The organism is Streptomyces sp. NPDC057099, assembly GCF_042671245.1.
Classification (GTDB): Bacteria; Actinomycetota; Actinomycetes; order Streptomycetales; family Streptomycetaceae; genus Streptomyces; species Streptomyces purpurascens.
In genome coordinates this window covers 55,504-77,660 of sequence record NZ_JBHUTX010000037.1, presented here as the reverse complement: position 1 = coordinate 77,660, position 22,157 = coordinate 55,504, and the positions used below count along the sequence as shown (strand labels likewise).

Below are 22,157 nucleotides of genomic sequence, written 5' to 3'. Positions count from 1 at the left end.
AGGCCTGAAGCCATGGCTTCAGGCCCCCGCTCGCGGCCTGCTCGGGGCATTTCAGGTCATGCACCAACCCGAGTCGCAAGCACCCTCCTCCTCGTCGACGCTGTCATCACTCGGGGACGCATCAGGGATGGCCTGGGGGAGCGGGATGCCGTACCTCGTGAGATACACGGCGTCCCGCCCGAGCGCGGCCCGGCGTCGATTGATCGTCTCCTCCAGCCGGACCGACAAGGCGAACAGCTCTGGCTCGTGCCTACGCTGGTGACGCCATGCGCCGACCGTGCGGAAGGGACAGAAGAAGCACGAGCTCTTGGGCGGCACTGGCAGGCCGGCCTCGGCGATGATGCGCTCGCAGTCGTCCCTGCGGAGCCCGAGGTCGAGAAGCGGGTACTCGATGAGCTCGTGGGACTCACTTCGTCGGCGGTTGGCACGATGGATTTCGTCGAGGGATATGCCGATGCCAACCGCCGCTGGGTGATCCGCGGTGGCGCCGTGCTCCCTGAGCCACCGCCCGACCACCTTGATCTTGAAGTCCGCGGTGCAGTTACGTCGGCCCGGAGCGCCGTTGGCCATGCGGACCGGGATGGGGATCGACCGCGTGTCTGGCCGGTTCAGCCGCTGCATCAGCGTTTCGGTGGTTCCGTCCCGACGGCGGCGCTTGAGCTCATGTACCTCAATCCCGGTGCGGGCGGCGTACGGGATGGCGATCTCGCGGACGTAGGCGAGGGTTGCCGGGTGCTCGCTGTCGTCGCCGACGTTGGCGAAGAGGAAGGTGCGGAAGTCGATCTCTCCGCGAGCAGCCAATACGAGCAGCGCCGTGCTCTGGACGCCGCCGCCATAGGAAACGACCCTTATGGGGTGCCGGTTGGGCTCGCCGGAAGCGGCCCGAGGAACGGGGTCGGCTGGATCGGCGTGATGAGTTCCTGAGGGCTGCTGCAAGATCGACATATGAGAGACAGTATGGATGAGTAGGATGGGAAGCAAGTGTTTCTCTCACGACTGTCGGCGAACAGCGGCTAGCGACGGGTGCTGGCGATCAAGGCTGAGCTAAGCGGTGGGCTACGGCCGTGGCTTGATGATGACGGAGTATCCCTGGGCCAAGACCGACGCCAGGAATTCGGCTGCGTCGCCATGGTCAGTGCTGGTGAAGGTCCTTGCGTCAGGCGGTGACTGTCGCGGTGGGCGCGTCACGGGGGCGCTGAGCCTTCGACCACGGGGTTTTTGCGGATTGCGCTGTCCTGCACGGAGTGCAGCGACTTCGGAGGCCACGATGGTTCGCTGCCTTTGTGGCGCGTCGGCCAGGATCGTTTCAAGGAGCCAGAGCGGAGAGCCGGAGACAAGCAGGTCGGCTTTGGCGATCTTCTGCCGGTTGCGCCACCGAGAGATTGCCTGCGCGTCCTGACCGAGAACGCGTGCTGCCTCCTGGATGCCAACGACGACCGGGAGTTGCTCCTTGTCCTCCAGGTTGTAGCCGAGAGGGATGCCAGCCTCGTACGTCGCTAGCCGTTCCCGGTCGACCCTGCGGTCGCCTTCAGCGTCGAGTTGCATGACCGTGCTCAGCAGCCAGTACGGATTACCCGATGCGATCAGGTCGGGCTCGTCGAGCGTGCCCTCTGTTCGCCACCGTTGGGACGTCTGCCGCTCCACGTGGAAGAGGAAGGCAATCTCGGAGTGCCCCAGGAGGAACGGGACGCGTACCTCTGCCATGAGACGGCCTTCCCCATCACCCTGTGCTCGTTTTCGTCGGCGATGTGCTGGCATGCCACGCCGTGGCTGTGATCTTAGGCGTGCTCAATGCCGGGTCGCAGCTCCCACGAGCCCACTTCGGTGTAGTACTGGCCGAAGTGCTGGAGCCAGGCCGCGAGCGTCTCGGTCGTTCTGCGCGCCTGTTCCTCTGTATCTCCTGTCCGTTCGGCGATGGCCCGCCGGAGCTCGACGTTGCCGAGGCGTTGTTCTGCGGTCAGCTGACCGAGTTCGGGCATTGCATGCAGGCGGGCCTCAACCTCGGTGTTGAAGGCTTCTTCAGAGAGGCCGGCGGGAACATCGAGCATGGCCAGGTCTCGTACGATGCCAGCCTCGACGAGCGACGTGAACCTCTGGCGCCCGCTGTAGAGGGCGTAGACGTTTTCCGGTCTCCTTGTCTCCGGGTACCAGTACGGGGCTGCTTCGTCGGCTGCCGGCGGAGTTATGCGTTCGCTTCTCAGGAGTTCTGCCTGCTGGCGCAAGAGGGCTGCTATGTGGGGTGTGGCTGTGGTCGAGCGGGCGTCGATCTGGCCGAGGACGCGCTGTACCTCGGGGTGTCCGATCGGCACCTCCAGCAGGAGTTCCACGTTGGCATTCGGCACACGCCCAGTGGCCTTGCCGGTCAGGTTGGCGGAGCCGACAAGACAGCGGCCGTCGGCACGATAGAGCTTGGCGTGAAGTGACGGACACAGGGTGATTGAGACACGTTCATCGGCTTGGGCGACTTGGATGATCTCTGGATCGGAAACCCCGGCGGCAACCTCAGCTGGGGTCCAGCGCGTGACGCACCTGATCTTGTGGACGGAGGTTGGCACCGAGGCAATGGTCGCCTGGAAGATCGCCTTCTTGATGAAGGGGGCGATGATGACCACCTCCTCGGTGGCCTCCTTCATCAAGTCCGCTATCTGGCGCCAGACATGGTCCGGCTGCGTCACTCCTCTTCGCTCCCGTCCTCGATGAAGTCGCGGGCATAACGTCCCCAGTCGCTCCGGGCATCTGCGATTACCCGACGATCCTTCTTGCTGGGGATCTCGTCCTCCATCCGTGCCCAGGAGAAGATGAGTAGCTTGAAGGTCTCGGTCGCACGGGCAAGCCGCTGACGGAGTTCTGCCTCGCTCGCCTTCTCGGGCACGTCCTCAAGCACGGCCATCAGCTTGCTGTGCAGCGGGTGCTCCGTGTTGAAGGACACCTGCAGCATCCCAGCGAGCAAGTCGATGTTGAAGAAGGCTGAAGAGTCCTGGGGACTGGAGAGCCAGCGTACGCGCCAGTCGTTCTCCAGGGCCTCGTCGACCAGGGACTGGGCGGTGTCCTCGTCGACGTGGTGCCGCTCGGTCAGCGCCGACAGCTGCTCCTGGCGCTTGTCGGCTTCCGTTGCCTCCTCTGCGAGGCGGTCGGTTGTACCGGTGTGCCCGTCCTCATGGCGCCGTTTGACGGCGTCCGTGGCCTTGGAAGTGACGTCCTCGTCGTACCGCTGACGGCTCTTGCGGCTGCCAATCGTCTGCTGCCCTAGCTTCCGGCGCATCTTCTTCAGAATTTCACCCAGAAATTGGGCAAGGCCCAGCAACGGCTCGCGCGGGTCGCCGAATTCCTTAAGACGATCCCTGAATGCTTTGGGTGTCTCGTCCGAGTCCATCTCGGCAGCCCAGTCGAAATCTGACAGGGACGAAAACACGGTGGCAGTCTGCTTGTTGTTGGTGACTCCGAAGATCTCGTCGAGTTCTGGAGGGAAGTCCACCTCCACGCCCCACCAGCGTTCGACAGGGTCGTAGCCGATCGCCCAACTCGAATCGAGATCAAGCTCTCGACCTCGTCGGACCAGCGAGATCCCGATGTTCCTGGCGGCGTGCTTGCCCCAAGTCTGCCAACCACCGTCACGGTTGGGGTTCGCAGTGTCGGGCCATGGGTGACCGGAAACGTTAGGGCGGCGGGCTTCGGGCCGGGCGATGGACGCCCGTACCGTCACGGTGTACTTCTTTCCGTCCGGAGTGGGGATCGGGAAGGCGTAGACCCCGGGTTCGTCTTCGCTGCCCATGTCGAACGGCTCGAACATGGGCGTGCTGTCGAACGGTTCCGGCGTCCCGCTCTTGCGCATGAGGTACAGAGGATCGTTGGGCTCGGCGTAGTACCAGCCGTTTTTCCCTTCGAGTACTTCTCCGTCGCGGACGGGCGCCATCTTGATGGTTACGGCGCCGTCTTTGAGGTAGTGCCGGTAGACACGCCCGATCAGCTCCGCAGTGTTGCGCAGCGTGGCCCCTGCGCCGTGCCACTTGACTCGATCGAGGATGGACCACACGACGAGCGTGCCGCTCCTGCCGAGAGGTGCCTCGCTCAGATCATCCCAGTAATCCGGCACCCGACTGGGTTTGGGTTCGGGGACGTCGACCCGTCCGTTAGCGATCTCTTCAAGATCGAGGTGGGTGTACAGGGCGTTCGCGGCGGTGTTTGTCCACGACCAGACTTCGACCTTGGTGCACTGAGACATGCTGGAGTTGGGCAGGCCCATGCCGAAGCGCCCGATGCGGGTGCGGTCGCCGCCGAGACCGTCTCCGTACTTCAGCGCGCGCCGCAGGAGGTCCTTGTCCATGCCCTTGCCGTCGTCGAGGACGGCGATCGTGTCCACCCGGTGCCTGGTCTGAGTCGCTCCCTCAACGGGGCTTTCGCAGGCGAAGACCTGTACCAGCGAGGCTTCTGCGTCGATGCTGTTGTCGATCAGCTCGGCGAGCGCGTAGGCGGTGTTCTTGTAGCCGCTGTCGCGCATGGCCTTGACGGTCAGGGAAGGGCTGACGATCTGGTATTGGTTTCCCTCGCTGGTCACGCTGTCTCCCATACGTCTTCCCAGTTGGTGAATGCTTCGGCGACGTCGCCGAAGCCGGGGAGCTCCGGGTCGACGACGGTGACGATCTCGCAGGTTTCGGTTCCGCCGGCTTTGGGGCCGCGGATGACTCGGCCGACCATCTGGCTGTAGAGCACCAGGGACTTGGTCGGCCGGGCGATGACGGCGGCGCTGGCTGCGGGCGCATCGAAGCCCGTGGTCAGGACTCCGTAGTTGCACAGGATCATGGGCCGCCGTGCCGCGCTCTTGAAGCGACGGATCGCGTCGCCTCGGTGTCGCGGAGAGGACTCGCCGGTCACGAACACTGCGTCGAGGCCGGCCGCGGACAGTACGGAAGCGATGAGGCGGCAGTGCGGCACCGATGCCGCGAACACGAGGACGCGGCGGTGCTGCTTCTCAAGCAGCTCCATGATTGTCTGCACAACTTTGAGGTTCCACTGCTCGTCCTTCGCGAGTTCGGCGATGATGCCGTCCGGGATCTCGAACGATCGCGCGAGGCCCTGCTGATCTCGAGCCGACAGATGCAGCCCGGCTTCCGCGGCCACCGTGCGCATGATCGGTTTGGCCAGGTAACCCTGGTCGATGAGGGCTGTCACGGGGTTCGTGTAGCCCTGGATCTCCAGCATGACCTTCTGGCGGGAGAAGAAGTCGGCGAGTTCCTCGTCCTTGGCGATGTCCGCCCACGTGCGGCCCGGGGTTGCAGTGAGGCCCAGCAGGCTGGAGTCATGACGCACCGTCAGGTCGTCCACCACGCTTTGAAATGTGGGAGCGATGATCTGATGTGCCTCGTCGAACACGGTCAGGGTGCTGCGGGCGGCCAGCGTACGCAGGAACTGCGGGTCTGACTTGGCGGTCGAGACAGCCTTCTCCAGCCCGAGTACGACCAGTCCGTCGGTCACGTCCGCGAGGTCCGGGGAAGCATTGCCCCACACGCGGAGGACCGGAAGGGGGCGGTCGCCCACCTTGCTCCAGGCGCGCTCGAACTCGACTGCGGCTTGCTCCAGGAGTTCCTGCCCGTGAGCCAGCCATACCACCAGGGTGGGCCCGTGCTGCCGCAAGTGGTCGCAGATCATGCTCATGCCGGTCCGCGTCTTGCCCACGCCTGTAGGCAGGTGAAGCACCGCGCGGCGGGGACCGTCGTACAGCAGCTCCTTGACCCGGCGCGCGGCGCGGAGCTGATGGGGGAACAGGGCATAGTCAGGCGCTGTTTCCCGTTTGAAGGGCGGTAGTTGAGGCTGTGCGCGCTCAACCGTGAAGCCGAAGAACTCCAGAAGCCCCCTGCGCTCATCAGGTGTCCACTTCAGTTCGCGCAGGTACTCCAGTGGCAGTCTGCCGTCCAGCGATCCAAGCCGTTGCGCCAGTTCCGTCTGCTTGGACTCTGGAGCGAGGGCGATCAGCGCGGTGCGCTCATCCTCGTCCGCGACCAGGAGCTCGGTGTCGATCGCGACTGCGGCGACGGTTCGCAACCGCTCATCACCGGCCGTGCCTCCTTCGATGAGGTCGAGGAGGCCGCACAGTTCCTTGCCGAGGTGCCGCCGGATGTAATCCATGGGGGCGTTTGACAAGAGCGCCTCGAAGGGCATTCCCGGTGACCACGTCGTCACAGCCTCACCTGACCGATGCGGCTGACGGCAAGCCGTGAGCCGCTCGCGCAGGACCGACCATCATCGTGAAGTTCCTCCCCAGCTCGACGCACACCAAGCGGCGCTTCAACGTGCAGATACTGCGCCGCTGCAGCGTGTCGACCACCCTAAACGGGACCACTGACAACAGGAGCACCATCAGGCGAAAAGCCCAGCCAGGGAGGGCATTTGACCACAGAGGTGCCCGTCTTTCCGGCCGCGAAACGGATCTTGCTGCCCTCGGCTTGCGCGTGGGGTGCGCACGATAGAACATTCGTTCGGTAAACGGCTTGCGACACCCCGCGTCGAGTGATTCAAAGAGTGGATCTCGGCTCGCGACTAGGATCGCGGCGAGCTCCTGGTGGAACCCCGGATGCGAGGGAAGGTTTCCACCAGCAGTACATTGGTGTGCGACACGAGCGAGGCGGGGTGGCAGATGATGAACGGGCCAAATGGGCCGGATGCGTCCTATCTTGACTACAATGCCACCGCCCCGATCCGGCCCGAGGCTCTCGCCGCCGTCCTTGAAGCCATGCAGTCGGTCGGAAACGCTTCAAGCATGCATCAACCGGGGCGGCAGGCGGCTCATCGGGTCGATGTCGCCCGTCGGCAGCTAGCCGACCTCCTTGGCTGCTCGCCCGGCGAGATCATCTTCACCTCCGGGGCGACCGAGGCGAACAACCTGGCCCTCCGCGCCGCGTTCACCGCCGGAAATCCCCTGGTCACCAGCCCTGTTGAGCATCCCGCTGTCCTAGAGACAGCCCGCGCGGTCACCGCTGAGAGCCCCGAGGATCTTGTGCTGCTCCCGGTCGGCGCCCACGGCCTGGTGGATCTCGGCGCCCTGGAGCAGGTTTTCCCGGCACGCCGTGGGGGTGTGGTCTCTCTGATGGCGGCGAACAACGAGACCGGGGTCCTCACCGATCTCCGCGTCGCGGCTAAGGCGGCCCATGAAGCCGGTGCACTCGTCCACACGGACGCCACGCAGATCATCGGCCGCCTCCCCGTGGACGTTGCTGAACTCGACGTCGACCTCTTGTCGCTGTCGGCCCACAAGTTCGGCGGCCCGCAGGGAGCCGGCGCCCTCTATGTACGGCGCGGGTCTCCACTCCCGCACCGGCCACTCCTCGTGGGCGGCGGGCAGGAGAGGGGCTGGCGGGCAGGCACGTTGAACGTGGCAGGGATTATCGGCATGGGGGCAGCGGCCGACGCGGCGCGCCGCGGTGTCGGTGAGGAGGCCGAGCGGATCGCGGCCCTGCGCGACCGCCTCGAAAGCCTCGTGACCGGTGCCCTGCCGGGCTGCCGTATCAACGGCCGCCGCGATCAGCGCCTGCCGGGCGTGACGAGCATCACCTTCCCGGGCCTGCCCGCGGATGCGGTCCTGGCGGCCATGCCCGACGTCGCTGCCTCGGAGGGCAGCGCGTGCGCGTCCGGTGCTCCGACGCCGAGCCACGTGCTCCTGGCGATGGGCCTGTCCCGGGACGACGCCGACAGCACGATCCGCTTCTCGCTGGGCTACGCCACCACGAATGCCGAGATCGAGAACGCCGCGCACGCCGTCAAACGCGCCGCGACGCAGGTTCGTGCCGCGCTGGCCGAAGCCCACGGTCCTAGCTGACCGTTATCCCGTTTACCACCTCGTTAGAGCAATCGCATTGGACACAGAGAGGTCCCGAATGTCAGACAGCCGGCTTGGGGAAGCCGCCCATTTTGCCTTCGCGCGACACGAAACGTTCGCGCCCCGCTTCGGCTGGCTGCACAAGGCGTACATGCAGGTGAAACGCGACCAGGGTGCGTTTCTCGCGGACGACGCGCCGGTGTTGTTCGGCGTGGGCAAGAACATGGTCAACGCCATGCGCTACTGGTCGCGTGCGTTCAAGCTGACCCGCGAGCACTCGCCCGCGCAGCGCACACAGGCCAAGTTCTCCTATCCCACCTGGGAGGCCCGCTGGCTCCTCGACGAGGACGGAGCGGACCCGTATCTGGAGGAGAACGGCAGCCTGTGGCTGCTGCACTGGTGGCTGGTCTCTTCCCGCCCCGGGGCCAAGAGCCACGCGCCGGCCTGGTACACGGCCTTCCACCTGGCGCCGTTCTCCCGGTTTACGACCGCGGACATGACGCAGGTGGTCACCCGGCATGTGAACTTCTCCTACGACAAGAGCCCGGAAGAGGCGTCGATCGTCCGGGACATCGACTGCATCACCAAGATGTATGCGCGCAGCGCCCCGGAGAAGGCCGGCTCGCCGGGCAGCTACGAGGACCTGCTCGCCTGCCCCTTCCGTGACCTTGACCTGCTCACCTTCGTCGGGACGCGCGGCAAGCCCGAGTGGCAGTTCACCAGCGGGCACCGCACCTCGCTGCCCGCTCGGGTCCTGGCCTACGCCTGCCTGGACTACGCTGCCAAGTTCTCCCGACAGGCCAACTCGATTTCCGTGGCCCGCCTCGCCAACGAGCCGGGCTCCCCTGGGCGCGCTTTCCGTGTCCGGGAGAACGAGATCGTCATGGCGCTGCAGAAGATCGCCGCAGACCACCCGCAGCTCAACGTGACCGAGGCTGTGGGACAGCGCAGCCTCGCCTTCACGGCCGACCCCTTCGGGCTGGCCTGGGAAGTGCTCGACGAGCAGTACGACTTCGTCACCCGCCGTCCAGGTTTCCCCACCCGTGAGGATTGGGCTGCCACGTTTCCCGAGCTCGCCAAGGCCGAGCAGAAGGAACTGGCCACGAAGGCCACGGACGCCACCGAGGCGGCCGACACCACCGAGATGCTCTTTGCTGAGGAGACCGCGTGACCACCGCAACCCCCACGCGGACCCCGAGCAGCCCGGCGAGCTCCGCCCCGCAGTTCCCCGCCGGCATCGAACTCGTCGGCTCCCAGATGCGCTCGACCAACCTTGAGCGCGATGTCGAGGACGCCCTGCACGACCCCTACGTCGGCGCCCGGGCCGTCGACGTTCTGGAGCGCATCGCGAGCGCCCTGGCCGACCAACGCCGTACCCGCGCGTGGTCGTTCACCGGCCCCTACGGCTCCGGCAAGTCCACCCTGTCCAACATCATCGACGCTCTGCTGGGGCGGGATGCCAAGCGGCGCAGCGAGGCCGAGCGCATCCTCGAAGAGGCCAGCCCCGCTCTCGCTCAACGCCTTGCCGCAGCACGCGACGCCATCGCCCCCGAGGGATTCCTCGGCGGCGTGGCCACCGCCCGCCGCGAACCCGTCGTCGCCACGCTCTCCCACGCCCTACACACCGCGGCGGCGCGACGCTGGGGTAAGCGTGTCCCGAAGGCCATCGCCACCGCCCTGCAGGCGTGCGCCGACCCGGACCGTGCCGGGGCCAAGGAGATTCTCGGCGCCGTCACGGCTCTGACCGCGGACGGCCAGCAGCCTCTGCTCCTCGTCATCGACGAGTTCGGCAAGACGCTGGAACACCTCGCCGGTCACAACGAGTTCGCCGACGCCCAGCACGACCTGTTCCTGCTGCAGGAACTCGCCGAGAAGGCGGCCGGCCCCAACGGGCTGCCCGTCTACCTGATGACCTTGCAGCACCTGTCGTTCATGGACTACGCCTCACGGTCCAGCGAACTCAAGACCCGCGAATGGGCAAAGATCCAGGGGCGTTTCGAAGACATCACCTTCGTCCCCCACCACGGCGACTCCCTGCACCTGCTGCGCCGCCGCCTCGACCGCTCGGCTGTCAACTCGGCGGGGCAGGCCCTGATCGCCGCGTCGGCCGAGGCGTCCGCGGACATCTGGACACAGCACGGGCTCGGCGTTCTGGCCGAACTCGGCCCCGCCCACTTCGCGGACCTCTACCCGCTGCACCCGATCACGGCCCTGGCCGCGCCGATCCTTGCCGCTCAGATCGGCCAGCACGACCGCAGCCTGTCGGGCTTCCTCAACAGCGGCGAGCCCAACACCGTCCACCACTCGCTGGCACGGCACAGCAACCGGGAGGCGGAGCACGCCAGCACGGTGCGACTGCCGCAGCTGTGGGATTACTTCCTCAACTCCGGGCGCACCACCCTGCTCGCCTCCGCCAATGCGAGCCGGTGGATCGAGGTCGACTCGCGTATCCGGGACGCCAACGGCCTCGCGGATGCCGACCAGGAGGTGCTGAAGACTATCGGCGTCCTCAACCTGATCGACTCCGACGGGGCGCTCAGCGCCACCGCGCCGATGATTCACTTCGCGCTTCACGACCCCACCGACGTGGCCGACCCCGACGCTTTCACGGCGCTAGAAGAGCGGCTCGCCGACCTCGTCAGCCGGGGCTTTGTGGTCCACCGCGAGTTCAGCGGTGAATATCGGGTCTGGCAGGGCACGGACGTTGACATCGACGGCCGGCTCAAGGAAATCATCAGCCGTTTCGATGATGCCTCGGTCATCAATCGGCTCGGCAGCCTCGTCCCGCAGGCATTCGTGGCCGGCCGCCACAGCCAGGTCACCGGCATGATGCGCGTGTTCTACACCGCGGTCAGCGGCCCGGAGACCAAGTCCGTCGCCGCCCCGGACGAGCTGAAGGAGCCTGCCGACGGCCTCGTCGTCTTCCACCTCGGCACCGACGCCGACCGGCCCAATGTCCACTCGCCCCTGCCGGTACTGGTTGCCACCACCCCCAACCCCGACGTGGTACTCACCACGGCCACCTACCTCGTCGCGCTGAAAGAACTCAGCACCGAGCAGGACATCGACCACGTCGCCCGGCGGGAGGTCATCGAGCGGCTCGTTCAGGCCGAGGCCGAGCTGCTGGAGCTCCTGCAGGACGCCTTCTACCCACCGTCCTCCGAAGCGTCCTGGAGCCTGTGGCACACCGGAATCGCCCCCGGCGAAGAACCCGCCGCCTCCGGCCTGACGGCCCGCAGCCTGAGCGGCCTGGTCTCAATCGCCTGCGAGTCGGTGTACCCAGACACCCCGCACATCCGCAACGAGATGCTCGGCCGCCACGTCCTGACCAGCCAGGCCGCCCAGGCCCGCGGCATACTGCTGACGGCCATGCTCTCCGCCTCGGGCGAGGAAAACCTCGGCCTCATCGGGTACAAGGCCGAACGGGCCATCTACAGTGGCGTTCTGGCCTACCTCGGCCTGCACCGCGAAAACGGGGTAGCCCAGGCCGAGAGCCAGCAAGAGAGCCTCCTCCCGTACGGCTTCTCCCCGCCTGGCGAGGGCCACGAGCACGCCCAGCCCGCCTGGAACGCCCTCAACGAGGTACTGACCAGTGCCACCGAGCGGGTCAGCATCGAAGAGATCATCCGTGTCCTGATGAGCCCGCCGTTCGGACTCAAGGCCGGCGTGGTCCCGGTCTTCCTGCTCCCCGCCTTGGTCATCCGCCGCCACGACGTCGCCCTGTTTGAGGAAGGCACCTACCTGCCCCGGCTGACCATCGACGTGGTCGAGCGACTGGTCAAGGGCCCGGGACGCTTCTCGGTGAAGTACACGCCGGCCGGAGATGGTCAGCGCGGCAGCGTCATCAAGAAGTTGATGGTGTCGCTCGGCGTGGAGGCGTCGCGCTCCAAGGCCCTGCGTAACCCCGATCTCCTCTCCGTAGCCAGCGCACTGATTGTGCGTGTGGCCGATCTGCACAAGTACGCCCGCACCACCAAGAACATCTCCGCCGACGCCCGCACCGTGCGCACGGCGATCGTCGGAGCGCTGGATCCCGATGATCTGATCTTCCACGCGCTGCCAAGGGCGCTCGGCTTGCCCGAGATCCCGGCCCGCACCCGCGCTAACGCGGAAGCGGCGAACACCTACGTCGACCGGCTCACCTCGGCGGCCGACGAACTCGTGGACATCGACAGCCAGCTGCGGGCCGCAGTCGTGAGGGTCCTCGCACAGGAGTTCCGCCTGCCAGCCGAACTGACGGAGCTGCGCGCGCAACTCGCTGCCCGGCTACGTGGCTTCGCTGGCGCGGCACTGACTCCGGAACTGCGCGGCTTTGTCGACTTTGTCCTCAGCGACAGCCTTGAGGACGACGACTGGCTTGAGCCCATCGTCGTACGCCTGACCAACTCCGCCCTCGGTGACTGGGACGACCACGAAGCCAAGGTCTTCCCGCAGAAGGCCCGGTCGATGGCTGCGGCCCTCGACCGCGTCGGGCACCTGCATCACGCCGGGAACGAGGTCGGTGGGCGGGAAGAGAAACTCGACGCGCAGTTGTTGACCTTGACTGACAGCGCCGGCGTGGAACAACGCACCCTGATCTACGTGCCGGAACAGGCCCGTACTGAGGCCAACAGCCTCGCGGCTGACGTCCTGAAGCAGGCCCAGAAGGCTCTCGGACCGGACGGAGCGCGGATCTTGCTCGCGGCCCTGGCCCAGCGCGTGACCGATGCCGCGACAGCGGCGAGTGAAAGGAAGGCACAGGGATGACCGACGGAGCCGACACCCAGAAGGTCCGGCACGTTCTCGGAATCTCCGGCGGCAAAGACTCCTCAGCGCTCGCCGTCTACATGCGCAACCGAGTCCCGGAGATGGAGTACTTCTTCTGCGACACCGGCGCTGAACTCCCGGAAACCTACGAGTACCTCAACCGGCTTGAGGCCGCCCTCGGCAAGTCCATCGTGCGGCTGAACGCCGACCGCGACTTCGACCACTGGATGGAGGTCTACCAGGGCACCCTGCCCAGCCCTCAGATGCGCTGGTGCACCAAGAACCTCAAGATCAAGCCCCTGGAAGACTGGGTCGGCGACGACAAGGTCATCTCCTACGTCGCCATCCGGGCCGACGAGAACCGCATCGGCTACGTCAGCACCAAGCCGAACATCGATGCCGTCTTTCCTTTCCGAGAAGAAGGCATCGACAAGGAAGGCGTCATGCGCATCCTCGACGAGGCAGGCATCGGCCTGCCCGACTACTACGAGTGGCGTACCCGTTCCGGCTGCTACTTCTGCTTCTTCCAGCGCAAGCACGAGTGGGTCGGCCTCAAGGAACGCCACCCCGACCTGTACGCCAAGGCCGTCGAGTACGAGGACAAGGTCCGCTACCGGCACACCGCTATGAAGGGCCGCAATTACACCTGGTCGCAAGGGGAGTCGCTCCCGGAGCTGATCGAGCGTAAGGAGGAGATCGAGGCCAAGCACCAGGCGGCCCTTGAGCGCGCGGCCAAGCGCATCAAGCCCAACCGTCCCCTGCTGGAAGTTCTTTCGGACGCTCTCGACTCCGACGATGACGAGGCCGGCTGCTCCGTCTGCCACCTCTGACGCGCAAGCACAGCGATAGCGGCCCCACCTACAAGCGCTGGGGCCGCTGTTGCTTGCCTGGACTCCAACCAGCTCTGGACGCACCTCGGTTATGGCTCCGGGCGCAGGTCCGTCCCACGTTCCCGCAGGGCAAAGCGCACCCACACAAGGCAACATCCCACCTTCCACGCAGGACTGACGTGACGTCATATCTGGGGCAGGATGTTACAGGGCCGCTCTTGCTACCTCTGCCGAGCCCTCGTGTGCCACTATGAGTTAACGACTCAACCACGGCCATGGAACGGTAACGGAGAGAAATCGGGGATATGGAAACTCGTGAGATTTTTGATGCTGCACCACTTTCGGTTTCCCAGTTCCTGAGTGAGCCCAGTCAGGGCCTCTATATTCCTCCGTATCAGCGCGCGTACAGCTGGGAGCTGCCCAAGATCAGGCGTCTTCTGAGCGATGTCGCGCACGGCCTTGATCAGCTTGCCGAGTTCGAGGACTCGATCTGTTTCCTCGGTACCGTCATCGCTCTGCGTGATATCAACTATACGACCGTTGAGCCGAAATACAGGTCGCAGGTCCCTTCCAAGGTAATGACTATCATCGACGGGCAGCAGCGTATGACTACGCTGCTCTTGCTGACGACTGTTCTGCATGAGGAGATCCGAGTCCGTGCGGAGAAGCTCGCGCGTGAGGACGAGCCGTCGGTCTGGTGTTACAACCAAGCGCTTGATGTGACAGGTCGCCTGGCGAACTGTTTCGAGGAAGACATGCGCTACGGCGAGCATCGCTACTACCCGCGGATGATTCGCTCTTACTACGATGTGTGGTCTCGTAATAAGGGGGAGGCTCGCTACCGGTCACCCGTCGGTTACTACCTTGAGTCCTACGGGGCCTATGCGCGAGGCGAGGAGCAGACGAAGCCCTACAAGCATGATGTCATCAATCCGGAGAAGACGGATGGCGTCGATCTTGAGGCGTACAAGCACTTGGACCGCATGCGGGAGCAAATGAGGTCCATGCTGCGTAGAGCGGTGAACGGTGGCGTCAAGCGAGAAGATGACATTCTCTTGCCGGTCGGGGCCGACATAGCACAGTCGCAGAATCTCCAATTCGCCCTCTTTAACAGCGAGTTCCCGGAGTCGGTTGTCGCGAGGCTGGGTGAAGAGGCCAAGGAGGCGCCGCTCACCCGGCTCATCGTCTTCGCCAACTACCTCCTGCACCGCGTAACGGTTGCTGTGGTTACCGCAAAACGCGAAGATTACGGTTTCGATATGTTCGAAGCCCTCAATACCACCGGTCAGCCGCTCACAGCAATCGAGACGTTCAAGCCTCGCGCAATCCAAGCGGAGGGCCTGGATGAGTGGCAGGAATCCGAGTCAAAAAGCCACTTCGATGTGATCGAAGCCTACCTGGATAGAGAAGGAAGCTCCTCGGCCGATAAGCGCCAGGCCGTCACGAGCAGCGTACTGCTCCCGTTCGCTATGTTCCAGGACGGAACCAAGCTTACAAAGCGTCTGAACGACCAGCGTCGTTACCTGAGGGGTGTCTTCGACAAGGATCCAGATGTTGAGGCGCGTCGCAAGGTTCTTGCCGGACTCGCCCAGGTAGCCCGCTTCTACGAAGGGCCTTGGGTCTCGCCGACAAAGGTGCCGGCGTGTGAGGACGCTTCCTTGCGCCAGCAAGCGGGAATCTCTCTGGCGGCGCTACGTGAAGGCGGGCACGACATTGTCGTAGGGCTGTTGACGCGGTACTACGCGGCACATCGCCTTGCGCCCACCGACACGGTCGAGCTAGCGGCTCGACAGTTCCTGGTCGCGACCCAGTCGTGCGGAGCGTTCTATGCCCTCTGGAGGGGGGCATTCGGCGGGACAGCAGGAATCGATGGTGTCTACCGGTCCCTCATGAATCATGGCGCAGACGACGATGACGCACCGCGATTTGCTCGATTCGGCGGCGATCTCACAGAAGTCCCGCCAGTTGAATCGCTGCAGTCGTATCTTCGAGAGCGGTTGCAAGAGCAGGGGATTCACGACAAGGAAAAATGGGTTGCTCGGGCATCCCTTACGCCTGTGTACCAGCACTCAAAGCCGCTGACACGCCTCCTTCTCCTGGCCGCGTCACAGAACTCAACACCGGACAACGCCGAACCCGGTCTTGTCGTTCGAGGAAAGAGTGGCCTGCTTGAAACGCTGAAGCCCGAACGATGGAATGACGCTGCTTTCGCCACGATCGAGCACGTAGCACCTCAGACGTTGTCGGGTAACGGCGGTTGGAATAAAGACCTGTACGACGATCCCGAGCTCATCGAGAGGATTGGGAACCTTACTCTCCTGCCTGCCGTCGAGAACGCATCGGCGAGCAACAGGTCCTGGCACCTGAAGCGCCTCATGTTCCAGGCTCTCTCCGCAGCCACGGTCGAGGAGGCTGAGAAGATGTTGGCTGACGCTGAAGCGCAGGAACTTCGACTGGGCAGTGGCGCTCAAGAGATCGTCAAACAATCTCGGTACCTCCCGCTGGTTGCCGCTGTTGCCCAGAGGGAGGACGAGTGGACGGCCGAGTTCGTCGCGGATCGATCGAAGCGGCTGTGCAGCCTTGCCTGGGACGCCTTGACCCCGTGGCTCGGGTTCGAGCAGTAGATGTCTCCGCGGTGAGTCGTCGCGTCGCGTGATTCCTGGGCCATGGCTCTGGCGGTTGAGCTCGGCCCAGGCGTGCGATCACCTCTTGGCGAGCCTCTAGGTGGTCCGGACGCGTGACAGGCACGGGCCTTAAAGATCATGGAGTTCGCGACGTCCCGTGATACTCGCCGCCCACGGCCAGCAGGCTGTCTACGTGCCCGGTCGTACCGTCAACCGCATGGCTGGCCAGGGCTTCGGCGTAGTCGCTTGATGTCCGGTTCGTGATCACGCGAGCCCCAGGACAGCGAGCGGGCGTCGTGCGTCGCGAGCGTTGTGGCGCAGACTGGCTGCGATGTTCGTGACGCCGGTCAGCTGCAGGACTCCGATTGCGAGGTTGCGCCAGGTGGCTATCGCACGGGGTGCGTTTCCGGTCCGCAGTTGTGAGGCGTCCTCGGCGAAGGTGGTGTCCCGGACGTGGTGCAGGGCCTCCACCTTCCAGTGGCCACGCACGAGGGAAGCCAGTTCTGCGGGGGTGGCCTGCTCGGAGGTAAGGCTGGTGACGGCGTAGACGGTCTTCACGGTGGTTTTGCCGGTCTTGCGGTCGGTGCGGCGGCGCTTGATCTGGATGGCCTGGCGGGCGCCGGGAAAGAGCAGGTTGTTCACGGTGCACGCCTTGATCCGGCGAGTGGGGTGGGTGTCGAGGCGGACGTGGGCGTCGATGGCGGGAGTCACGTTGGGGGTCTCATCTGTTCTGCCGGTGGCCGGGCCTTCGGGTCCGGCCACTGGTGTACTCGGGGCTACCGGGTTGCTCGTGTGGATCGGGCGGTGTGCGCGGCCGTGGTGGTCGGCGGGCCGGCGCGGGTGGTGGGCGCGGGCCGCCGCTGCTGTGGTGGGGTGGCTCCGGTGGCGTGCTGCCAGCGTGTGCGGACGGCGGCGATGTCGGCGAGGGCGCGGCGGGCGCCGACGACGAGCTGGAAGGGAGTGTTCGCCGGGTCGCCGGCGTACGCCTCGATGCGCCGGCCGGTGTGTTCGGCCGTGGCCAGGAGAGAGCGCTGCAGGGCGCGCTCACTCCAGTGCTCGACGGAACCGGCGGGTTCGGCCAGCAGGCGGAGGACCTCACCGGGCTCATTGCCGTCGTCCAGCAGGCCGCGCTGCTGGGCTTCCCACAGGACGGTGACGGGGTCGACGGGCTCGTTGCGGCGGGCCAGGGCGGTCAGGCACTGCCACAGGCCGGCGTGCAGGGGCAGGGTGAGGTCGTCGGGGAGCAGCCAGCGGACGGAGTCGATGCCGGAGGGGTAGGCCGTGGCGGTGGCGAGGAGGATCTGCTCCTCTTCGGCGGCCTCTGTGGGGTCGGGCGCGGCGGGCGATGGTGGTGCCGTGGTGCGGGGCAGGACGCCTGCGCGGGGCGGGAAGCGGTGGGCGATGTCGTCCACGACCGCAGTGAGCGCGTCGGCCTCGGTGAGCATCGTCTGGACGGGGTGCGGGAGGGAGGCGTCGTGGACGGTGTGGACGAGGCGTTCGGCGGCCGTCTGCAGGCGGCGGCGGGCGTGTTCGGCCTCGACCATTCGTGCGTAGGCGGGGGCGTGGCGGGGCCAGGGGCAGACCTGGACGAGGGTGTGCAGGTAGGAGGCGGTCAGTCCGCGCGCCTGCTCCTGGCCGGTGGTGAGTACGCGGTTGAGCCACTGGGTGTTCTTCGCGTGTTCGGCGGGGTCGGGCCGCGGGAGGGTGGTGATCGCCGTGTACAGGGCGGCGTGCGTGGCGGTGGAGAACGAGTCGGCGGCGATGCCGCTCACGTCGTCCAGACGGTGAGGGTCGAGGAGGAGGGCCCCGAGGAGGGCCTGCTCGACGTGGAACACGGGCTGGGGCGGTGCGATGGCGTCGAGGTCGTCTTCGTCGGGTCCGGGGGCGTGGGGCATCAGGCGGCGAGGGTGAAGTCGTCGGGGTCGAGGGTGACGCCGAGGTGCGGGGCGAGGAGGTGGCCAGCGAGGAGCGGCGGTACGGCGTTGCCGATCTGGGAGAACTGCTGGCCCTTGTTGCCGGCCCAGGGGTAGTCGGCGGGAAAGGTCTGCAGGAGGCCCGCCTCGCGGGCGGTGATCCGGATCGCCTCGGGAACCGCAGGCGCATCGGCTTCTTCGGCCGGCGGTGAGGCGGGCTCGGCGACCCAGGTGCACTCGTTCGCGCGGTGCCCGAAGAACAGCGTGCCGGCCGGCTCGGACAGGGAACGGACGGTGGCGTTGGCCTGGTTGTTGCTGCGCAGGGACCAGGACCAGCGGTGGGCCTCGGCGGTGAACGTCGGCGCCGGAGCGTCGGCGGCACGGTTCTCGCGGGTGCCGTGCCGGGCCGCCCATCCCGCGCCTTCGCGACGGGAGGGAAGGACCACCCCGTCCGGCCGGGGCATCCAGGTGCCGCGCTCACGGGCGTCGGACAGCGTCTTGCGGGAGCCCGACGGGAACGGCTCGGGCCCGCCGCCGGGTCCGCCGCCCGCGCAGACGGTGGGAACGGGGCGGTCGGTCGCACCCCATCCCAGGGCTTCGGCCATGCTGACCCAGCGGGCGCGGCCCGGACCGAACAGCGACTCGGGCTCGGCGAGTTGCGCGTGCGTGGGCGTGGGCGGCTGCGCCGTCCGGACGCGGGAGGCCAGGAGTATCGCTCGTCTCCGGGTCTGTGGGACGCCGAAGTCGGCGGCGTTGAGGATCCCGTACCAGACGGAGAAACCCCATCCGCGCAGGACGGCCGCGTACTGCTTCCACAGGGGCAGGACGTCGGGTACTTCCTCCATGGCGACCCAGTCGGGCTCGCCGACCGCGTTCAGCGCGTACAGGTAGCGCATCGGCTCGGCAGCGAGCAAGGAGCGCTCGTCGCGGCACGCGGCGAGGAGCCGTTCGCGGGTGTCACGGCCGGCGGCCAGGTCCTCGACCGCCGCGTGCACCAGCGGCTGGTCGAGCAGGCCCAGGCGCTTGCCGGCCATGCTCCACGCCTGGCACGGCGGCGAGGCGATCACACCGCGGGTGCGGCCGACGAACGGCCAGGTCGGATACATCGCCACGTCGGACCGGATGGTCAACTGCCCAGCCGCCGAACGGGTTTTGCACGCCCACTGGTCCCATTCCAGCCCGACGTCGCGCACGCCCAGGACGTGCAGTGCCCTGCTCCAGCCGCCCGGCCCCGCGAAGAGGTCGAGTATCACGTGGCCAGCCCGAAGTCGTCCTGCGTCAGCGCGTCGGCGTCGCCGCGGCACGCCCAGGGAGAGCAGCCGTCCTCGACGCCGTTCTCCAGTGCGTCGGCCTCGTCCGCGCTGAGCCGCAGGGCGGCCCGCTCGGCTGCGGTGACGTGGTCGATCGGTGCCTGGCTCAGCGGGACGCGGGAGCGGTGCAGGAACGCCTGGCCGAGCAGTCGGTTGCCCGACGCGTTGGCGCGGGCATTGCCCTGCCGGATGGCTGCGTCGAATTCGACGACGTCCGCCCACTCGGATGGAGAGGTGTCCCTGATATGCCTCCACTGGGCATTTCCGTGGAACGGGCATCCCAGGCAACTCGACTTCGGTGTATCGGCGAGACCGAGCGAGGTCAGGTATCGCACGCAGTCGGCCCTGCTCCAGGACATGTCCAGAAGGGGATGCCGGTTGCGCATGTACTTGACGTCGGCGTCCTTCGCGCGGTGGAATTCATCGGTCGAGATGCCGACCCACTGCTCGACGAACACGCCCTCAGGGATGCGCTGAGGATGCGGATATCCGAGAAGTTCGCGGACCTTCTTCTTGATTGGCTTTACCTTATATTCGCCTGTGCACTGCCTTCTGGTCATCCCTGCCTTGCCGTCCCGATTCAGAATGTGGAGCGGCATGGAGGCAAATCTGTGCCCAGGGTCGAGTGCGTCGTTGCGTATGTTTCCGGAGGACACGCGTAGCACGGATATTCCGGCGGGTCCGGCAATCTCCTTTTCCAAGCGGTCAAGATGGGCGTATACGGCTGCGGGTTCCCAGCCGGTGTCCGCGAAGATCGCATGGTCGACCTTCGGGAGAGTACCTTCCGCCGACAGGGCGAGCATGGCGCTGGACTGAATTCCGGCACCCAGAGAAAGACAGCGGATCGTGGGGGAGGTGGAAATCGTGAATCCTTGCGTTCAGAGATGCGCCCCGGCGCAGGCGTGGGGATAGGGCAGTCCGGAATGACAGGCTGCGAGCGTCAGAATCGGTCAGCGCGCCGGGCGGCATTTGCGGCATGAACGACCGGATTCCGGCCGCTCTTGGTCTGGAGGCGGGGCCGCAGCGGTGAGGGTCAGCGGGTGCGCGGCGGAATGGACCCGGCGCTGCTCTGGATCAGCAGCTAATGAAATGGTGCGGAAGGCGGGGAACTTTAATACGGCAAGTTCCCCGGCTGCGGGCTGCCCGGTTCTGCGGCGAGGCGGGCGATGTGAGAGCTGATGAGAGCCGGGTGGCGGATGGGCAGGGCGTGCGTTGTGCGGGGGAGGATCTCCAGCCCGGCGTCGGTGAGTTGGGCTGCCATCTGTTGGGTGTGAGCGGCGGGGATGTGCTGGTCGTCGGCTCCCGCCATGAGGAGCAGTCGGTCGCCGAGCCGGTCCATGGCGGTCAGGTCGCGTGGGGTGTATTCGCGCAGGCATTTCCACAGGTCGGCGAGATCACCGGTTGTGGTGTGGCGGACGCCGCGGCGGCACGGTGGTGGGCCGGAGGCCCTCTTCGCTGGGCGTGGAGTGAGGCTGTGGGGGTGCGTGGCGGGCAGCGCGCGGCGGAGGAGATCCACGAGCTGGGGTGCGTGGCCGCAGGTCAGGGCGGTGAGGCTGCGGCCGGCGGCGAGCAGCAGGGCCCGGGGGCCGCGGCCGGGAAGCACGGTCGCACCGCGTGCGGTGGGCGACAGCAGCATCATGCCCCGGACGCGGTCGAGGAGTTGCGGGTGCGCGGCGGCGAGTTCCTGCAGGACGAGGGCGCCCAGGGAGTGGCCGGCGAGGACGAGCGGGCCGGTGGGCTGGAGGTGGGTCAGGATCTGGTGCAGGTCGTCGGCGAGCTGCGCGATGGTCAGGGGTGCCGTGCCTGGGGGCGTGTGGCCGTGGGCACGCTGGTCGTAGCGCAGGACGTCCAGGCCCAGCTCGTTCAGGTGCCGGGTGTGCAGGCGCCACAGGTCGGCGGTGACCGAAGCGCCGTGCACCAGTACGACCGTCGCGCTGCTGCGACGCGGGCGCACCGGCGGATCGCGGTAGACGGACAGGGGCGTGCCGTCCGTGGCGAGGACCGGCAACACCTGCGTTGTGGTGGGTGGTTTGGGCATAGGGGAGGGGACTCCGGGCTGTGATCGCTGCGGACAGCCGTGCCGGGCTGGTCGATGCCTGCCGGGACACCGCGCCGGACCGCGCTGTCGCAGCGGCGCCCGCGCCGCGCCCTGAGGGCCTACACGACGGCGGTCAGCGCCAACCGCTGGGCGGGTTCGGTGATGCGTCGGGTGCCGCTGACTCGCTGGCGAAGGAAGACACGGGAAGGGTCATCGGGTGGGGCGCGCCGTGTGCTGCGTCTTTGACGGCAGGGCTGCGGCCGGCGGCCCGGAGGAGAGGGAGGCGGACCGGTTGCGTTCGGTGATGCTTCAGGTCGCGGGTGATGCCGTTGGCGAGGTAAGAGCAGCCTGTGTGGGCGAGGTCGATCTGGTGGGCGGCGTCCGCGAGATGTTCCGCCATGGCGGGAGCCGCCTGCGCGTGGCGCGCTCGGCGCACCGCGGCTTCATCGGCGGGCGGGCCGGGAAACGGGGCGCCCTCGAGCGGGTTAGCGAGAAGGGCCCTGGCCAGGTCGGACGCGGCCACGCTGGCGGCCTCGACGACGGAGGCGAGCGCTTCCATGGTCGGGCGGCTGCCGGGGACGGCGGTGAACTGGCTGCCGTCGAGGGCGGCGAGGCGTTCCATGGCGCGTTGGACCAGCTCGTGCGTGGCGACGACCTTCCGCGTGAGTTGCTGCCGGGCGTCCGTGCCCGGAGCCAGGGTCAGCGAGCGGATCTCGCCGAGAAGGGCTTCGAAGTCGCTGCCGAGGTGGCGCAGTCGGTCCACTTCGGCGGTCATGTCGATCTGACGCAGAGTGCTACTCCCGGGAGAGGAGGGACGGGGTTCAGCGGCTGCGCCGCTTGGCCGGTGGGGTGGACGGTGGCGCGGGTGCGACCGGGGCGTGGGAGG

16 protein-coding genes are annotated in these 22,157 nt (G+C 66.7%); 5 read left to right on the top strand and 11 right to left on the bottom strand.

The genetic code is table 11. The annotated features are described in order from the left end of the window. Positions 1 to 51: 51 nt before the first annotated feature. From ACFT4A_RS31870 to ACFT4A_RS31850, 5 genes are all read right to left on the bottom strand, one after another. A complete protein-coding gene (locus tag ACFT4A_RS31870; protein WP_382836979.1) occupies positions 52 to 852 on the bottom strand; it encodes a phosphoadenosine phosphosulfate reductase in 801 nt (266 codons plus the stop codon). A 204-nt stretch (positions 853 to 1,056) separates the two neighbouring features. After that, positions 1,057 to 1,704 (bottom strand): hypothetical protein, encoded by a 648-nt coding sequence (locus tag ACFT4A_RS31865; protein ID WP_382836964.1) that lies wholly within the window; start codon positions 1,702 to 1,704, stop codon positions 1,057 to 1,059. A 74-nt stretch (positions 1,705 to 1,778) separates the two neighbouring features. Beyond that, entirely contained in the window at positions 1,779 to 2,633 is an 855-nt protein-coding gene (locus tag ACFT4A_RS31860; RefSeq protein ID WP_382836961.1) for a phospholipase D family protein, read from the bottom strand. Positions 2,634 to 2,671: 38 nt separating this feature from the next. Continuing rightward, positions 2,672 to 4,555: an ATP-binding protein gene (locus ACFT4A_RS31855; protein ID WP_382836958.1), complete on the bottom strand. Its 1,884-nt coding sequence runs from the start codon at positions 4,553 to 4,555 to the stop codon at positions 2,672 to 2,674. Next, the gene (locus tag ACFT4A_RS31850) at positions 4,552 to 6,156 is read right to left on the bottom strand and encodes a DEAD/DEAH box helicase (protein WP_382836955.1); all 1,605 of its coding nucleotides are present in this window, start codon (positions 6,154 to 6,156) and stop codon (positions 4,552 to 4,554) included. Before ACFT4A_RS31850 ends, ACFT4A_RS31855 begins: the two co-directional genes overlap by 4 nt. A gap of 412 nt (positions 6,157 to 6,568) precedes the next feature. Between ACFT4A_RS31850 and ACFT4A_RS31845 the strand changes: the two genes are divergently transcribed. The 5 genes from ACFT4A_RS31845 to ACFT4A_RS31825 all read left to right on the top strand — a co-directional run bounded on the left by ACFT4A_RS31845 (position 6,569) and on the right by ACFT4A_RS31825 (position 16,010). After that, positions 6,569 to 7,810, top strand: coding sequence for a cysteine desulfurase family protein (locus tag ACFT4A_RS31845; protein WP_382836952.1), 1,242 nt, complete (start codon positions 6,569 to 6,571; stop codon positions 7,808 to 7,810). A gap of 58 nt (positions 7,811 to 7,868) precedes the next feature. Next, positions 7,869 to 8,981, top strand: a complete 1,113-nt coding sequence (locus ACFT4A_RS31840) for a DUF4007 family protein (protein ID WP_382836949.1) — start codon at positions 7,869 to 7,871, stop codon at positions 8,979 to 8,981. Continuing rightward, a complete protein-coding gene (locus ACFT4A_RS31835) occupies positions 8,978 to 12,556 on the top strand; it encodes an ATP-binding protein (RefSeq protein ID WP_382836946.1) in 3,579 nt (1,192 codons plus the stop codon). The genes ACFT4A_RS31840 and ACFT4A_RS31835 overlap by 4 nt, the downstream gene beginning before the upstream one ends. Then, positions 12,553 to 13,386, top strand: a complete 834-nt coding sequence (locus tag ACFT4A_RS31830) for a phosphoadenosine phosphosulfate reductase family protein (protein WP_382836943.1) — start codon at positions 12,553 to 12,555, stop codon at positions 13,384 to 13,386. Before ACFT4A_RS31835 ends, ACFT4A_RS31830 begins: the two co-directional genes overlap by 4 nt. A 305-nt stretch (positions 13,387 to 13,691) precedes the next feature. Continuing rightward, entirely contained in the window at positions 13,692 to 16,010 is a 2,319-nt protein-coding gene (locus ACFT4A_RS31825) for a DUF262 domain-containing protein (RefSeq protein WP_382836940.1), read from the top strand. Positions 16,011 to 16,274: 264 nt separating this feature from the next. Here ACFT4A_RS31825 and ACFT4A_RS31820 read toward each other — a convergent pair whose 3' ends face one another. The 6 genes from ACFT4A_RS31820 to ACFT4A_RS31795 all read right to left on the bottom strand — a co-directional run bounded on the left by ACFT4A_RS31820 (position 16,275) and on the right by ACFT4A_RS31795 (position 22,046). Further along, positions 16,275 to 16,721, bottom strand: a complete 447-nt coding sequence (locus tag ACFT4A_RS31820; RefSeq protein WP_382836982.1) for a transposase — start codon at positions 16,719 to 16,721, stop codon at positions 16,275 to 16,277. Positions 16,722 to 16,786: 65 nt separating this feature from the next. Further along, on the bottom strand, positions 16,787 to 17,905 hold the full coding sequence (locus tag ACFT4A_RS31815) for a DnaB-like helicase N-terminal domain-containing protein (RefSeq protein WP_382836937.1): 1,119 nt from the start codon (positions 17,903 to 17,905) through the stop codon (positions 16,787 to 16,789). After that, positions 17,905 to 19,176: a DNA cytosine methyltransferase gene (locus ACFT4A_RS31810; RefSeq protein ID WP_382836934.1), complete on the bottom strand. Its 1,272-nt coding sequence runs from the start codon at positions 19,174 to 19,176 to the stop codon at positions 17,905 to 17,907. Before ACFT4A_RS31810 ends, ACFT4A_RS31815 begins: the two co-directional genes overlap by 1 nt. Beyond that, on the bottom strand, positions 19,173 to 20,036 hold the full coding sequence (locus ACFT4A_RS31805) for a hypothetical protein (RefSeq protein WP_382836927.1): 864 nt from the start codon (positions 20,034 to 20,036) through the stop codon (positions 19,173 to 19,175). Before ACFT4A_RS31805 ends, ACFT4A_RS31810 begins: the two co-directional genes overlap by 4 nt. A gap of 308 nt (positions 20,037 to 20,344) precedes the next feature. Further along, a complete protein-coding gene (locus tag ACFT4A_RS31800) occupies positions 20,345 to 21,271 on the bottom strand; it encodes an alpha/beta fold hydrolase (RefSeq protein WP_382836924.1) in 927 nt (308 codons plus the stop codon). A gap of 133 nt (positions 21,272 to 21,404) precedes the next feature. After that, complete coding sequence (locus ACFT4A_RS31795) at positions 21,405 to 22,046, bottom strand: hypothetical protein (protein WP_382836921.1); 642 nt, start codon at positions 22,044 to 22,046, stop codon at positions 21,405 to 21,407. Between the last annotated feature and the right edge of the window lie 111 nt (positions 22,047 to 22,157).